At 72.6% G+C, this 14,041-nt stretch carries 12 protein-coding genes and 1 pseudogene; 5 read left to right on the top strand and 8 right to left on the bottom strand.

Going from position 1 to position 14,041, the window contains the following annotated elements:
- Positions 1 to 133: 133 nt before the first annotated feature.
- The 3 genes from HNR73_RS20745 to HNR73_RS20755 form a co-directional block, all read right to left on the bottom strand.
- The gene (locus tag HNR73_RS20745; protein ID WP_184789225.1) at positions 134 to 1,201 is read right to left on the bottom strand and encodes a TolB-like translocation protein; all 1,068 of its coding nucleotides are present in this window, start codon (positions 1,199 to 1,201) and stop codon (positions 134 to 136) included.
- A 95-nt stretch (positions 1,202 to 1,296) separates the two neighbouring features.
- On the bottom strand, positions 1,297 to 2,352 hold the full coding sequence (locus HNR73_RS20750; RefSeq protein ID WP_184789226.1) for a hypothetical protein: 1,056 nt from the start codon (positions 2,350 to 2,352) through the stop codon (positions 1,297 to 1,299).
- Entirely contained in the window at positions 2,349 to 2,879 is a 531-nt protein-coding gene (locus tag HNR73_RS20755; RefSeq protein ID WP_184789227.1) for a SigE family RNA polymerase sigma factor, read from the bottom strand. The genes HNR73_RS20750 and HNR73_RS20755 overlap by 4 nt, the downstream gene beginning before the upstream one ends.
- Before the next feature lie 168 nt (positions 2,880 to 3,047).
- On the opposite strand from HNR73_RS20755, the gene HNR73_RS20760 reads away from it, so the two are divergent.
- Positions 3,048 to 7,409 (top strand): SCO7613 C-terminal domain-containing membrane protein, encoded by a 4,362-nt coding sequence (locus tag HNR73_RS20760; RefSeq protein WP_373316594.1) that lies wholly within the window; start codon positions 3,048 to 3,050, stop codon positions 7,407 to 7,409.
- On the opposite strand, the gene HNR73_RS20765 is transcribed toward HNR73_RS20760, so the two are convergent.
- A complete protein-coding gene (locus HNR73_RS20765) occupies positions 7,406 to 7,798 on the bottom strand; it encodes a (deoxy)nucleoside triphosphate pyrophosphohydrolase (protein WP_239122045.1) in 393 nt (130 codons plus the stop codon). The genes HNR73_RS20760 and HNR73_RS20765 overlap by 4 nt on opposite strands.
- A gap of 279 nt (positions 7,799 to 8,077) precedes the next feature.
- Between HNR73_RS20765 and HNR73_RS41215 the strand changes: the two are divergent.
- Both HNR73_RS41215 and HNR73_RS20775 read left to right on the top strand, forming a co-directional pair.
- Positions 8,078 to 8,252, top strand: a pseudogene (locus HNR73_RS41215) (4a-hydroxytetrahydrobiopterin dehydratase); the annotation flags it as partial.
- A 230-nt stretch (positions 8,253 to 8,482) separates the two neighbouring features.
- Positions 8,483 to 9,475: an MASE1 domain-containing protein gene (locus HNR73_RS20775; protein WP_184789231.1), complete on the top strand. Its 993-nt coding sequence runs from the start codon at positions 8,483 to 8,485 to the stop codon at positions 9,473 to 9,475.
- Here HNR73_RS20775 and HNR73_RS20780 read toward each other — a convergent pair.
- On the bottom strand, positions 9,384 to 10,592 hold the full coding sequence (locus HNR73_RS20780) for an MFS transporter (RefSeq protein ID WP_184789232.1): 1,209 nt from the start codon (positions 10,590 to 10,592) through the stop codon (positions 9,384 to 9,386). The genes HNR73_RS20775 and HNR73_RS20780 overlap by 92 nt on opposite strands.
- An 85-nt stretch (positions 10,593 to 10,677) precedes the next feature.
- Here HNR73_RS20780 and HNR73_RS20785 point away from each other — a divergent pair, with 85 nt between their 5' ends.
- Positions 10,678 to 11,541 carry a LysR family transcriptional regulator gene (locus HNR73_RS20785; RefSeq protein ID WP_184789233.1) on the top strand — a complete coding sequence of 288 codons (864 nt, stop codon included), beginning with the start codon at positions 10,678 to 10,680 and terminating at the stop codon, positions 11,539 to 11,541.
- Here HNR73_RS20785 and HNR73_RS20790 read toward each other — a convergent pair.
- The gene (locus tag HNR73_RS20790; RefSeq protein WP_184789234.1) at positions 11,538 to 11,774 is read right to left on the bottom strand and encodes a hypothetical protein; all 237 of its coding nucleotides are present in this window, start codon (positions 11,772 to 11,774) and stop codon (positions 11,538 to 11,540) included. The two genes, HNR73_RS20785 and HNR73_RS20790, sit on opposite strands and share 4 nt — an antisense overlap.
- Positions 11,775 to 11,887: 113 nt before the next feature.
- Here HNR73_RS20790 and HNR73_RS20795 point away from each other — a divergent pair, with 113 nt between their 5' ends.
- The gene (locus tag HNR73_RS20795; protein ID WP_184789235.1) at positions 11,888 to 12,640 is read left to right on the top strand and encodes a TetR/AcrR family transcriptional regulator; all 753 of its coding nucleotides are present in this window, start codon (positions 11,888 to 11,890) and stop codon (positions 12,638 to 12,640) included.
- A gap of 25 nt (positions 12,641 to 12,665) precedes the next feature.
- Here HNR73_RS20795 and HNR73_RS20800 read toward each other — a convergent pair whose 3' ends face one another.
- Together HNR73_RS20800 and HNR73_RS20805 are read right to left on the bottom strand one after the other, a co-directional pair.
- Positions 12,666 to 13,265 carry a DUF4082 domain-containing protein gene (locus HNR73_RS20800; RefSeq protein ID WP_184789236.1) on the bottom strand — a complete coding sequence of 200 codons (600 nt, stop codon included), beginning with the start codon at positions 13,263 to 13,265 and terminating at the stop codon, positions 12,666 to 12,668.
- Between the two features lie 73 nt (positions 13,266 to 13,338).
- A complete protein-coding gene (locus HNR73_RS20805) occupies positions 13,339 to 13,920 on the bottom strand; it encodes a hypothetical protein (protein ID WP_184789237.1) in 582 nt (193 codons plus the stop codon).
- Positions 13,921 to 14,041 lie beyond the last annotated feature (121 nt).

A 14,041-nucleotide genomic window follows, 5' to 3' on the forward strand; every position in this document is an offset into this window, starting at 1 on the left:
CCCACCCGCCCCCCCCCCGCCGGGGGCCCCGCGGGGGGGTGCAAACCCCGCGCCTGGGCCCGCCCCCCCCCGGCCCCCCCCCCCCGCCCCCGCCCCCCCCCCCCCCCGGGGGGGGGCCCGCTTCCGTCGTGGGCTACGGAACGTAGGTGAGCATCGCCATGGTCTTGACCGACGTCGGCTCGTCGGCGCGGGCCAGTGGGGTGCCGTCGGCGGCCATCAGCGACACGTAGCCGCTGAAGCGCCCCAGGCTCTGCCCGCCGTTGAGGAACAGCACCGGTCCCTTGAAACCGCCGTCGGGCGCGTAGACGACCGTCTTCGTCTTCACGTCCATGACGACCTTGCAGCTCAACACCCGGCTGTCCGGGCCGCTCGGCTGCCCGATGGTGATGCACGCCCGCCCGGCGCTCTCGCTCATCGAGCCGAGGCCGAGGAGCGGCTCGCCGAGGGCCTCCTCGACCGCCGGGCCCAGCCCGGTCGGGGTGACCGTGCCGCCGAACTGCTTGACGACGTCGCGCGTGTAATCCTCGTCGATGAAGCCCATGTAGTAGAGGTCGTAGCCGTCATCGCCTCGCGGGACCGGACGCACGAAGCAGCCCTCGACCGGGATCTCCTGGGACTTGGTGTTCGCCTCGATGTCGAACCAGCGCAGGATCCGTCCGCCCGCGCTGTCGATCCTCGTCTGCGTGAGGATCATCGGACGGCCGTCGGGCGCCCACACCGCGTCCATGCAGACTTCGCCGCCTTGGACGAGGCCCTTGGCGACGGTGCGTTCGGTCTTGTTCTTGAGATCGCGGACGACCAGGTTGTTCTTTGGATACTCGGCGGGGACCAGGAAGGCCAGGTAACGACCGTCCGGGGAGACGCTGGCGGTGGCGATGAGCCTGTTCTTCGACTTGTATTCCGACTTCGGCGCCTGGCCGGGCTTCCAGGACCACAGTTCGCTGGTCTCTTCGCCGGCCTTGATGTAGTAGAAGGTCCCGCTGATCGCGGCCAGCGCGGTCTCCGATCCGACCGGAGCGGCGTCGGCCCCGGTGTCGGCCGTGCCCGGCTGCGCCGTGCCGGAGCTCGGCGGCTCCGACGCCGTCGCCCCTCCGCGGTTCAGATAGACGAGCCCCGATCCGACCGCGACGAGCGCGGCGACGGCCAGCAGCGACCACAGGACGCGAGCGAACCGGCTCGCCGTGCTTTCGTTCGTACTCACTTGTTCCCCCAATGTGCGGTGGTGATGACACCGACCATGACGCCGCCTCCACCAGCGAGGTTGCCCCAAGGGACAATTCCTCCAAAGTGGACGGATCAGCCGGCGTAGGCGAAGAGTTCGGCCTCGGCCAATGACGCGGGCTCGCCGAGGGTGCCGATCGCGGCCCCCGACGACTCCATGACCTTCAGCTCCCCTTCCGAGCGGCCGACGACGACCGGCCCCGCGAAGACGTAGGCCACGCTGAAGTGGTCGGGAGACTGGAACACCCGCCCACCCGGCAGTTCGACGATGGTGTCGCAGCTGATCGCCCGGTCGACGGTCTCCAGATCCGTGCTGAGGCAGGCCTTGCGGCCGTCGGGGCTGATGGCCACGAGACTGGAGGCGGTCCGGCCCAGCGTGTCGTACAGGGTCGACACGGCGTCGGCGGTGTCCAACCCGGACGGCGAACCGTCCGGCGCCATCGCCTCGATCCCGTTCCCCCAGTAGAGGATGTCCCCCGCGAACTCGCCTTCGGCGACGAAGCGCGGGTGGCAGCCGGGAATCTCAACGTCGTCGCCGAACTCCTGTGGCGCGTCGAGGCTCACGTAGAACGCGTGAACGCCCACGGACTCGTCCAGCGGCTGTCGCCCGACCAGGAGGCTGCGACTGTCGGGCGACCACACCGGTTCGGCGCAGGGCAGGTAGCGGAACTCGTCCATCAGGGTCGTCACCACTCCGGTGGCCAGATCCTTCACCTTCAGGTTCGCGGTACCGCCGTCGCCGGTGGTCTCCCGCCACGCGATGTTCCGTCCGTCGGGCGAGATCGTGGCGGTGCTGCGCAGGGTGTCGTCGCCTTCGAGGACCACGGCCGGCTCGTCGTCCCCGGCCTTCCAGGACAGGACCCTCGTGGCACCGCCTTCGCCGCCCTGGTCGAGGTAGTAGAACGTGCCGGGCACGGCGGCGGCGGCCTCGCTCAGCTCCTCCGGCCAGGAGTTCACGATGGCGAAGGCGCCGGTGACCCCGCCGAAGAGCACGACCAGCGCGGTCACGGCACCGGCGACGGCCCGGCGCACGCCCAGCCGCTTCGAGCGGGCGAGGACGGCGGCGTGCATGTCGGGCGCCGCGGCGTGCTCGGCGAAACTGGCGAAGTCCTCTTTCAGTGGATTGCTCACGCCAGGCTCCCCTCAGCGAAGAATCGGTGGTCTCGAAGCTCGGGAACCTTGGTGCGCAGGAGATTCAGCGCCTTCGAGGTCTGGCTCTTGATGGCGCCCTCGCTGCAACCGAGCAGTTCGGCGGTCTCGGCGACGCTGCGGTCTTCGTAGAAGCGCAGGACGAGGACCGCGCGCTGGCGCGGGGTCAGCCGCGCCAGGGCCTCCCAGACGGCGATGCGCCGGACGGAGTCCTCGGCGGAGTCGCCCGACACGGGCGGTTCGGGCAGGACGTCGGCGTGCTGTTCCTTCAGCCGTTTTCGGCGCCACCAGCTGACCTGCAGGTGGTACATGATCTTGCGGGTGTACGCCTCGGCGTTCTGTTCCTCCCGGATCCGCGACCACGCGCGGTGGGCACGGGCCAGCGCCGACTGGACGAGGTCCTCGGCGAGGTGCTGGTCACCGGTCAGCAGGAAGGCGGTGCGCATGAGCGCCGGTGTGCGCGCGCGAACGAACTCCTCGAACTGGGCGGCGGGGAGATCGGTCTCCATCCGGCTTCCTTTCCATGGTCTGCCTTTCTGTGGTCTGCCTGCACTGACGCCGCCCGGCCGGAATCGGTTGCCCGGCCGGACAAAGCGCCCGAAGCGGCCAAGTCCGCCGCCGTTCGGCCGAGCGGGACGGTCGACGTGGCGTGCGGGCGTCATGCTGCATCGGTGAGCATGTATCCCTGCCCGAGGTGCGGTGCGCCGTCGAGCCCGCAACGGTGCGCCTCCTGCGGGCGTGGAGCCGAACCGCTGCTGACGGAATTGTCCGGCGTCGACGCAACCCTGCGACAGAACGCGCAGTCCGTCGCGCGGCTGCGGGAGCAGTTGCGGTCGACGGAGGAGACACAGGTCCTGTTGACGGCGAAGCGTTCGCGGATCCTGGCGCGTCTGTCGGCGCGTTCGCAGGAGCTGCGGAACGGGCCCGCGACACCGCCGGTACCGGCACCGCCGCCGCCTCCCCCGCCGGTCGCGCCGGTCGCGACGCCGTCGTGGGAGCTGCCCGGCGTGGTCGCTTCGGCGCCCAGACCGCCGGTACCCCAACAGTCCGCGCCGATTCCGTACCAGCCGCCGGCCCAGCCGGTCTACGCCCAGGTTCCGTCGGCCCCGAAGCCGCGCCCGGAGACCTCGGGGAAGGCCGTGCAGAACACGCTGCTGATCCTCGGCGCGATCCTGGCCGCCGCGGCCGCGATCAGTTTCACCACCGTCGCGTGGGTGACCTTCGGGACCGGCGGGCGGGCGGCGATCCTCGGCACGATCACCGTCATCACGCTGCTGCTTCCCTTCGTGCTCAAGAAGCGCCGGCTCACCGCGACCGCCGAGACGGTCAGCGCGGTCGGACTGCTCCTGGTCGTCCTCGACGGCGTGGCGCTGTGGCTCCTCGGCCTGGTCGACGACGTCGACGCCGCCGTGTTCGTCGCGGGCACCGCGATCGCGGCGGCGGCGTTCGGGCTGGTCTACCACCGGTTGAGCGCGCTGCTCGTGCCGCTCTACGCCGTCCCGGTGCTGGGGCTGCTCGCCGCGCTGGTCGCGGTCGGCCAGGAGACCACGACGATCGGGCTCGTCCTGCTGTGCGCGGTCGCGCTACTGGCGACGACCGCCGCCGTGGCCGGTCGCGACCGGATCGCCGCGACCATCTCCGGCGGCCTCGCCGCGGCCGCGATCCTCGGCACCGTCACGTATCTGACCGCCCATCACGCCCCCGAGTTCGTGCTCATCCCCGCGCTGGCCGCCGTCGCGGTCACCGCCGTCGCGCGACGACTGCCGAAGTCCTACCGGTTCGGCCCGCTGCTGGTCGGCGTGATCGCGACGGGTCTCGTCTGCCTGCTCGCCTTCGTGCAGGGCCTGGTGGCGATCACCGTCGCCCTCGGCGCCGGCCGGCTGCCGGAGGACGCCGCGCGCAATGTGCCCGAGCAGCTGTGGCAGGTCCCGGTCCTGTTCGCGCTCCTCGCCGTCGGCGAGTTCACCGCACCCACGCACACCCGGCGGCACGCCGTCGCCGTCACGGCCGTGACGGCGATGCTGGTGACCGCTCCGGGCGCCTTCGGGATCGACTGGCGCGTCTCGGTTCCCGCGCTCATCGCGGCCGCCGCCGCGGGCGCCTTCGGTGCCCGGCACGGTTCGCCCGCGGAGTCCGGTGCGCGTCTGGGCGGTTCGGCCGTGGTGTACGTCTTCGCGCTGGGCCTGGCCGTGCGCGACCAGGTCGCGATCACCGCCGCACTGTCCACAGTGGTCCTTGTCGGGGTCGCACTGCATCTACTGCGCAGGGGATCCGCGCACGCTCTGCCCGGCGCACTCGGGCTCGGCGTGGCCGCCTGGGCACTGCCGGGCGCGATCGCTTCGGGGATCGATCTGACCGGGCTGCGGCCCGCGTACACCGCCGGGATCGCGCTCGCCGTCGCCGCGCTCGCCGGACTGGCCGCGGCCGTCGCGCGCCCGGCCCCGGGCAAGCTCACCGCGCTCCCCTTCGCGGGCGCCGCCGCCGGGCTGGCCACCACCGCCGTCTTCGTCGGCAACGCCCTCACCGGAGCCGAACGCTTCGTCGCCGCCGGGGCCGTGCCGCTCGTCCTGGCGCTCTCCGCCGCGGCCGTCGAGGCGACCCAGCCCGCCGCGCAGCGGGAGACGACCAGGCGCGTCGCCGCCGCCGGCGCCGTCCTGGTCCTGCTGGCCGCGCTCACCACCATCGTCTACCGGCTGCTGCCCGGCTTCGAGGTCCTCACCGCCGTCGCGCTCGCCGCGCTCATCGGCCTCGGCGTCGTCCTCCTGCCCGAGCGCGTCCGCTCCGGCCCGGCGATCGGCGCGGCCATCGCCGGTGGCATCGCCGCGACCGTCGCCGCCGCCATCGCGATGGCCGGCGCGGTCGTCTCGGCCGCCGCCGCGCTGCCGATCTGGACGGCGGACCTCGGCCGGTGGTCGCAGCGCCTCGGCGAGGTGCGGTGGCTCGGCTGGCAACCGCCGATCGTGCTGCTCGTCGGCGCGATCGCCGCCGCCGTGCTGCTCCGCGGCGCCCTCCGCCACCACGTGATGCTCGCCTGCGCGGGCTTCGCGCTGCTGTCGGCACCGGTCGCCTGGCACCTCGACTGGCCGGTCACGCCGGTCCTCGCGATGGCCGGCGCGGTGGCCCTCGGCGCCGCCGCGGCCTTCCCGAAACTCTTCGGCGGCCACTCCCTCGTCCGCCTCGGCGCCGGGACCCTCTTCGCGCTCTACGCCCTGGCCACCTCCCTCGCCACCCCCATGGCGAGCCTCGCCGCGACCGGCGCGATCGCCGCGGCCTGCCTCCTCGTCGCAGGCCTCGCCTCCGGCGGGCGCCAAGCCCTCGTCGGCGGGGTCGCCACCGCCGCCGGACTGCTCGTCCTGCCCGCGATCGCGATCTCGGCGGTCGTCGCCGTCACCGAACCCGACCTCCCCGGCGGGCCGCTCCCCGAACGCGTCGGCCTGCTCGCCGCCATGGGCGCGGCGAGCCTCGGCCTGCTGGTCACCGTCCTCCTGCGCGTCGGCGGCTCCCGCAACCTCCCCTACGCGACGGCCACCGTGCCCGTCGCCGCCACCATCGCGGCCCTCGCCAGCCTCCCGACCGGCGAACCCACCCGCGTCTACACCGCGCTCGCCGCGCTCATCGGCATCGCCGCGGCCCTCCTCCAGCTCCCCGCACGCGACGCCGCACGCGTCCGCGCCGCCCTGTCGGCGCCCGCGCTGCTCGTGTCGGCCGTCGCGGTCAGCCCCGTTGTCCTCGCGCCCCTCGCGCTGCCCTACAGCTGGATCCTCGCGGTCTGGAGCCGTGTGCCGACCTCGACCGTCGACGGGCTGTCCGCCCGGCCCTTCGGCGTCGACGGGGACGTCGCCGACGTGGCCGTCCTCGCCGCCGTCGCCCTCGCCGTCCTGCTCGCCGTCCTCGGCCTCGCCGAACGGCGCTGGATGATCCCCGTCGCGATCGGCGGCCTCGGCGCGGTCCTGCTCGCCGCGCCCGTCGCCCTCGACCTGCCCTGGCCGACCGGCCCGTTCACCGCCCTCGCCATCGCCGTCGTCGCCGGACTCACCGCCGGACTCGGCCGCGACACCCGCCAGAGCCTGATCTGCGCCGTCCTGGCCGCCGTGACCGGCGCACCCGCGCTGGCGGGGTCCCTCGCGACCCGTCCGACCACCCTCGCCGCGCTCGGCACGGCCACGCTCGCCGCCTACGTCGTCGCCTTCGCCGGCGGCGACGTCGGGCGCCGCACCGCCGGGCACGTCCTCGGCGGCGCCGCCCTGTCGGGCCTGACGATCGCGGCGGGATCGGCCGCGGGCCTCCCCGGCGGGCAGATCGCGCTGGGCGTGCTCGGCGTCGCGCTGGTCCTGCTCGCCACGGCCTCACTGCTCGCGCTGCGCGGGGGCCGTCCGCCGCAGTCGTACGCCGCCGAGGTCATGGCCCACCTCAACCTCGTCCCGGCACTGGCCTTCGCGGCCGCCGAGGACGGTGTCAGGCCCCTGGCGACCGTCTTCGCCGTCTACGGCGCCATGCTCGGCCTGTACGCGCTGCGCATGGACTCCGGCGCCGTCCGGCGCGTCTACGCGCTGGTCGCGGCCGCCGGTGAGCTCCTCGCGTACTGGCTGCTGCTCGCCTCGGCCGACATCGGCACCGTCGAGGCCTACACGCTGCCGGTCGCGGTGATCGCGATCGTCGGCGGCGGCCTCGAACTGCGCAAACGCCCGAACCTGCGCAGCTGGGTCGCCTACGGCCCCGGGCTGCTGGCGCTGTTCGCGCCCACGCTGGCGCCGGTCCTGGTCAGCACCGGCGACCCGCTGCGCAGGCTCGCGCTGGGCGTGGCCGCCCTGGCGGTGCTGCTCATCGGTTCGCTGAAGCGCCGGCAGGCACCGGTCGTGATCGGCGGTACCGTGCTGGTGCTGGTCGCGCTGCACGAACTGGTGCTGATGTGGACGCTGGTGCCGGCCTGGCTGCCCATCGCGGTGGCGGCGGTGCTGCTGCTGGTCACGGGCGCGACCTTCGAGCAGCGGCGGAAGGACTTCCGCCGCTTGAAGGCCGCGGTCGGGGGGATGCGCTAGGACAGCAGCGGGCGCAGGGCCGCGACGATGGGCGCGTCGGCGGGGAGCCAGGGCACGGAGTCGAGCTCGTCGGCGGCCAGCCAGCGCAGTTCGGCGTGTTCGCGCGCCTGCGGGGTGCCGTCACGCAGAGCGGCGGTCCAGACCTTCAGCGTGGCGCGGCCGTTGGCCATGACCACGTCGCCGCCGATGCGTTCGCCGACCTCGATGGTCACGCCGAGCTCTTCATCGCACTCGCGGACGAGGGCGTCGAGTTCGGATTCGCCCGGCTCGACCTTCCCACCTGGGAACTCCCAGCGTCCGGCGGCGGCGGGCGGGTCGGAACGCTCCCCGGCGAGGACTCGCCCGTTCAAAATGATCGCCGCACCGACGATGACCTTTTGTGTCGTCACGGCGCTCAACAGTGCCACAAGATCGGCCGTTGATCACCGTCCGATGTCGTCTAACGCTCCACCGCCCGGTTGGTCGAGCATCGTACTTCCGGTCAGTAGTTGGTGCTCGGCGCCACATCCCGCGATACGAGACGACCGGCCAATCACGATCATCCGGAAAAGACCGAAATGCCTGCGTGGACACCGGACAGGGTGTGCGGCAAGACTCTAAGCACCGATGGTTAAGGCGCGACGGCGGTTCGGACACAACCCGATGAAGGCCCCGCCGCGGAGGTGCCCATGACGCTAGGTGAAAACTTGCTGAAAGACGCACTGGAGCAACTGTCCGGATGGACCGGGGACACGACCGGCCTGACCAGGACCCTGCCGATCGATGAGAGCCAGCACGCCGACCTCACCGAGCGCATCAAGGTCTACGCCGACACGCTCGAACTACGGCCGTCCATCCGCCGCGACGACGGCACCACCACGGTCTCGGTCCGCAACCCCGACGGCGTGAACGCCAACGACGTCGCCTTCGCCGCGCGCGTCGAGGACGCCTATCGCACGATCGCGCACATCACCGACGCCGAGGACGCCACCGCGCGCGCCTCCTGGCGACTGACCGCGTGGTGGCAGAAAAGGCGTAGCGCCACTAGCTGAAGTCCGCTCGACACTCATGGTCCGGTCGGCCCACAATTCCATGTGAGCAGAAACCGGATCACTCCGCAGCTTTACCTCGGCCGGCTCCGCTCGTCCGGCACGTTAAGCGGGCGGCGTGTCGCTGCCACGGCCTTCTTCTTCCTCCTGACCGCCCTGGGCTACTACGCGTCGGCCCGGCTCGGTCTGCGCCTCGAACTCGTCGGCGGACAGGTCACGCCCCTGTGGCCCCCGACCGGTGTCGCGCTGGTCTGCCTGCTGCGCTTCGGCGTGCGGATGTGGCCCGCGGTGACCATCGGCGCCCTGGTCGTCAACCTCCCGCTCGGTCCGACGCCGCTGGCCGCGTGCCTGATCGCGGCCGGAAACACCCTGGCGCCGGTGTGCGCGGTCCTGCTCCTGCGGCACGTCGGCTACCGGCCCGAGATGACCCGCCTGCGCGACGCCCTGGCGCTGGTCTTCCTGGGCGCCCTGGCGGGCATGGCGGTGAGCGCGACGGTCGGTGCGGCGGCCCTCGTCACGGCGGGCGGCGTGTCGCCCGGGGCGTTCTGGTCGACGTGGTCGGTGTGGTGGGTCGGCGATGCCATGGGCGTACTGGTCGTGGCGCCGGTGCTGCTCGTGCTGCCCGCCCTGCGGTCCCTTGGCCGCGTCGGGCCGTGGCGCTGGGTCGAGTGGACGGGGGCCCTCACCGGCACCGTGCTCTCGCTGCTGCTCGCCGTCCACACGCCGGTGGCGGCCCTCTTCCCCGTCTTCCCCTTTCTGATCTGGGCGGCACTGCGCTTCCCGCAGGTCGGTTCGGCGCCGTGCGCGCTGGCCGCCTCCGTGATCGCGGTCCATGCCGCCGTGACCCAGGCGGGTCCCTTCGGTGATCACGACCTGCTCTTCAACATGGTCGTGCTGCAGATCTTCAACGCCTCGGCCGCGCTGACGGCGCTGCTGCTGTCGGCCATCACAGCCGAACGCGATCAGGCTCATCGGGAAGTGCGGCGGGCGTGTGCGCAGCTGACGGCGGTCGTCGCGACATTGCGCTCGCAGCAGTGAGGAACGCGACCGCCAGGAGTCCGGCGCCCAGCCACACCGCGCCCGGGACCGAGACCGCGTCGGCGGCCACTCCCCCGACGAAGGCACCGCCCGCGATGGCGGTGTTGAACACCGCCGACAGCAGGGCCGAGACGCTCTCTCGCGGGCCGGAGGCGCGCGAGAACAGCCAGACCTGCGTGGCGACGGAGACGCCGCCGTAGGCGAGGCCCCAGGCGACGAGCACGGCCGCCGACCCGAACAGGCCGCGCGTCAGGAGCGGGGCGATCAGCAGGACCGTGCCCAGGAACGCCGCGATCACCGTCACCGTCCGGTTGGGGAACTTCGCGGCCAACGTGCCGGCGACGAAGTTTCCGGCGACCCCGGCGACGCCGTAGACGAGCAGCAGCACTCCGATCGCGCCCTCCCCGAGCCCCCCGACCTGTTCGAGCAGAGGCCGCACGTAGGTGTAGGCGGCGAAGTGCCCGGCGACCAGGGCCGCGACGACGGCCAGGGCGAGCCTCACGTTCCTCACCTTGCGGGCGCCGCCGGAGGCGTCCACCGGCGGCAGCGGCGGAAGCAGCACGGCGAGCGCCGCGGCGACGACGGCGGCCAGCACCGCACCGGCGGCGAAGGCCGCGCGCCAGTCGGCGAGGCCGCCGATCCAGGTGCCCAGGGGCACGCCGAAGACGGAGGCGACGGCGATGCCGCTGAACACGGTGGCGTTGGCGCGGGCGGCCGAGGGGCCGCTGACGAGTCGTGCGGTGACGGGTACCGCGACGGCCCACACGCCGCCGATGCTGACGCCGACGAGCACACGGGCGGCGAGGAGGACGCCGATGTCGGAGGCGAGGGCGGAGACGATGTTGGCGCCCGCGAGGAGGGCCGTGAGCACGATGAGGACGCGGCGGCGGTCGAGGCGGCGGGTGGCGCGGACGACGGTCGGTGCGGCGACGGCCGCGACGAGTCCGGGGACGGTCATGGTGAGCCCGGCGGTGCCTTCGCTGACGTCGAGGGCGGAGGCGAGGGGCGTCAGCAGGCCGACAGGGAGCATCTCGCTGGTGACGACGGTGAAGGTGGCGGTCGCGACGGCGAGGACGGCGGGCCATCCCGTTCTCCGCGTGGTCGGGGGTGTGCTCATGACCCAAGCCTCAGGGCGCGGGGGTTGTCGATCAACGGCGAAGTGCTCATTGTTGGATTAGCGAGGCTAATGGACGGAGGCGACGGTGGAGCTGCGTGAGCTGGAGTGCTTCCTGGTGCTGTCGGAGGAGCTGCATTTCGGGCGGACCGGGGAGCGGCTGTACGTGTCACAGGGGCGCGTGTCGCAGCTGCTGAACGCCCTGGAGAGCCGGATCGGGGCGCGGCTGGTCGAGCGGACGAGCCGCCGGGTGGCGCTGACGCCACTGGGTGAGCGCTTCCGGGAGTCGCTGCGCCCGGCTTTCGAGGCGCTCAACGACGCCGTGTGCGACGCGCGGAGCCGAGCGCGCGGGATCGACGGGGTGCTCCGGCTGGGGTTCCTGGGCGGGCTCAGCGAGCGGCTGTCGGCGTCGATCGGGCGCTTTCAGGCGCGGCATCCCGACAGCGAGGTGGATCCGGTCGAGGTGCCGATGTTCGATCCCTTCGGACCGGTGCGCCGGGGCGAGGTCGACGCGGCCGTCGTGCTGCTGCCGGTGCGGGAGCCGGACCTGACGCTGGGGCCGGTCTTCTCGCGTGAGCCGCAGCGGCTGCTGGTGTCGGCGCGGCATCCCCTCGCCCGCCGGGAGACCGTGTCGGGCGCCGACCTGGCCGACTGCGACGCGATCGGCGTCGCCGGCCCCGCGCCGGAGTACTGGTCGCGCTTCCCGTGGCCCGCCGAGACCGCGTGGTCGGGCCCGCGGGTGCGGACGCTACAGGAGGGTCTGGCGGCGGTGGCGGCCGGCCGTGGCGCGATGATCATGTGCCGGCCGACCGCCGAGTACAACCGTCGCGGGGACATCGCGATCGTGCCGCTGGCGGGGCTGCCGGAGTCCTCACTGGGGCTGGTGTGGCGCCGCGACGGCGAGACCGCGCTGGTGCGGGCCTTCGCGGAGGCGGTCGCCGCCGGGGGTTAACCGCGCGCGAGGGCCTTCTTGTGGGCGCGGTCGAGGAAGCCGAGGACCACGAGGGTGAGCAGGACGACGCCCGCCGCGCCCACGTAGCACCAGGGTTCGTCGAGGTGGTTCACCGCGGTGGCGACGCCGGGTTCCTTGTCGGTGAAGAGTTTGAAGACGGCCGCCATGACGCCCTCCCAGAAGCCGGCCGTCACGACCAGGATCATCGCCAGCCGGTACCACGCCTCGTGCACGATTCTCTCCCTCATCTACGTTACGGACGTATCAATCCCTAACGCGGAAAGATCGCTTCAGCACGTGCATGCGTGCCGTTACGTCACACATTCCATCAGCTAGCCTGGGAGGCATGCGTGACGTAAAGGCGTGCCGGGTGTGCCGTTCGCCGCTGCCCCGGGCCGGTCGCGGACGCCCGCCGGCCTACTGCTCGCGCGCCTGCCAGGCCAAGGCCTACCGTCGCCGCAAGAACCCGCCGGTGCCCACTCCGGCCGCGTCGCGCCGTCCCGGCCGCCGCCGCCAGATCGCCGAGGCGCTGTGGCGCATCGCCGCCGAGCGCGGGCTGGACGCCGCGAGCATGCGCGAGATCGCCGCCGAGGCGCGCGTCTCGCTGCGGGTCGTGCAGTACCACTTCGACGGCAAGCACGAGCTGCTGCTGGCCGCCCTGGCGATGCTCAACGCCGACAACGAACGCCGGGCGAGGGCGCGCATGGCCACCGTCGACGTCGACGATCCACGCGAACTGCTGCGCGCGATCCTCGACGAGTTCCTGCCCGTCGACGAGCAGCGGCTACTGGCCCTGCGCGTCTTCGCGGCCTACTTCGCACGCAGCCTCGTCGATCCCGAGCTCGCGGCGGTGTTCCTGCACGACGGGCAGCCGCTCGAAGAGCTCGTCGCGACCGTCCTCACCGACTTCGGCGGGATCCCCGATCCCCGCAGGGAGGCCGATCTACTGGTATCGGGGATCACCGGACTCGGCATGGACGTCGTGCACGGCAGGCGGACGCTGGCCGAGGTGCGCGCGACGATCGCGTATCACCTGGATCGCCTGGGCGGGACGGGAAAGGTCCCGGGCGCCGAAGCGCCCGGGACCGCCGTGGTCTGACCGGTTTCGTTCGCGCCACCCGGACTTACGCGGCCGGGACGAAGACCGGATCGACCCAGTAGCTGCTGTCGCGCCAGGTGCCGGTGAGCTGGTCACCGTTCTCGTCGTAGCGGTAGACGTAGAGGTAGGCGCTGTTCTGCGCGGTGAGCGGACCGACGGTGAGGGGGCCGTCGGCGAAGTAGTCGTAGGTGTAGGCGTAGACGCCGCCGAAGGCGGTGTAGGAGACGGAGTAGCTCATGCCGGGCTGGACCTGCATGGGGTAGGTGAGCGCGACGGTCTGCCAGCCGTGGTCGGTCTCGTCCTCGGCGGCGAGGTACTCGTTGGCGCCGAGGCTCGGGGTTGCGGTCTGGAAGACCGACACGACGCGGTCGCCGGACGCGCGTTCGTTCCCGTCGGCCTTGTAGAAGCGGACCGCCGTGATCGTGCCGGGCACGTCGACGGTGAAACGGGTGATCAGGTTGACCGCGTCGGTGTCGAAGGTGGCGACGGAGTGGTCGGGGGTCGCGTCGTCCCAGAACTGGTAGGAGACGGGGTCGGCGGCGGCGGGCGTGGCGGCGAGGGTGAGCAGCGCGAAGGCCGCGCCGAGGGCGGTGAGGAGGGACCTGCGGGTCCGGATCAAGGCCATGCTGGCGAGGCTACAAACTGTCCACTGTGGATGAAAGCGGCTCTTCGGCCGTTGCCCGTCCGTCCTTTGTGGGCTATTGCCCGGCGAGTTCCCGCGCCGCTTCGGCGAAGCGGGCCAGGTCGGCGAGGACGAAGGCTTCGAGCCCCTGCCCGGCCCCCACGGCGAGGCCTTCCAGCCTGGTCAGCGTCACCGCGCTCATCCGCGCGTCGACCTGAACTCGCAGGTCGCCCGACGCCAGGACGATCGTGGCGATGGCGCCGTTCGCCCCCGGGGTACCGGCACCGTCGACATTGGTGAGGCAGCCCCGCCCGTCCCGGACGGGAAACTCGACCGCCGCCGCACAACCGTCCACCGTGGACGGAGCGGCGCCCTCGAAACGCTCGACCGTCACCCGGACGACGTCTCGCGTCCCGTCCGGCCCCACACCCGCGAACTCGCACCACCTCGCGCTGTCCGACGTCTGCCGCTCCAGCACCGGCTCCGCCACCGGATAGGTCACCCCCGACGACGCCTCCGCGGCGAGATCCTCGCAGTCCAGGGAGACCGGATCGGGACCACCGGCGAAGATCTTGAACCCCGCGATGACCCCACCCGCGACCACGAGCAGGACAAGGGCGATGACCTTCAGCAGAAACCGCAGGTCGGCGCGGCTCATCTGGTCCTCCAGTCGACGACGCGACACCGGCCGCGACCGGCGACGACGCCGACGATCGCCGACCGTTCGGCGTGCGCCAAGCTACTTGGTGGGGGCGAGGGGGGCAAGTCGGGGGCGGGGG

The organism is Phytomonospora endophytica (assembly GCF_014202425.1).
Lineage (GTDB): Bacteria > Actinomycetota > Actinomycetes > Mycobacteriales > Micromonosporaceae > Phytomonospora > Phytomonospora endophytica.

What these genes read in the sequence shown, in the direction of transcription:
- HNR73_RS20800 (WP_184789236.1), bottom strand. Translation starts at nt 13,265, where the DNA reads ATGGCCTTGATCCGGACCCGCAGGTCCCTCCTCACCGCCCTCGGCGCG.
- HNR73_RS20755 (WP_184789227.1), bottom strand. Translation starts at nt 2,879, where the DNA reads ATGGAGACCGATCTCCCCGCCGCCCAGTTCGAGGAGTTCGTTCGCGCG.
- HNR73_RS20780 (WP_184789232.1), bottom strand. Translation starts at nt 10,592, where the DNA reads ATGAGCACACCCCCGACCACGCGGAGAACGGGATGGCCCGCCGTCCTC.
- HNR73_RS20805 (WP_184789237.1), bottom strand. Translation starts at nt 13,920, where the DNA reads ATGAGCCGCGCCGACCTGCGGTTTCTGCTGAAGGTCATCGCCCTTGTC.
- HNR73_RS20760 (WP_373316594.1), top strand. Translation starts at nt 3,048, where the DNA reads ATGTATCCCTGCCCGAGGTGCGGTGCGCCGTCGAGCCCGCAACGGTGC.
- HNR73_RS20795 (WP_184789235.1), top strand. Translation starts at nt 11,888, where the DNA reads ATGCGTGACGTAAAGGCGTGCCGGGTGTGCCGTTCGCCGCTGCCCCGG.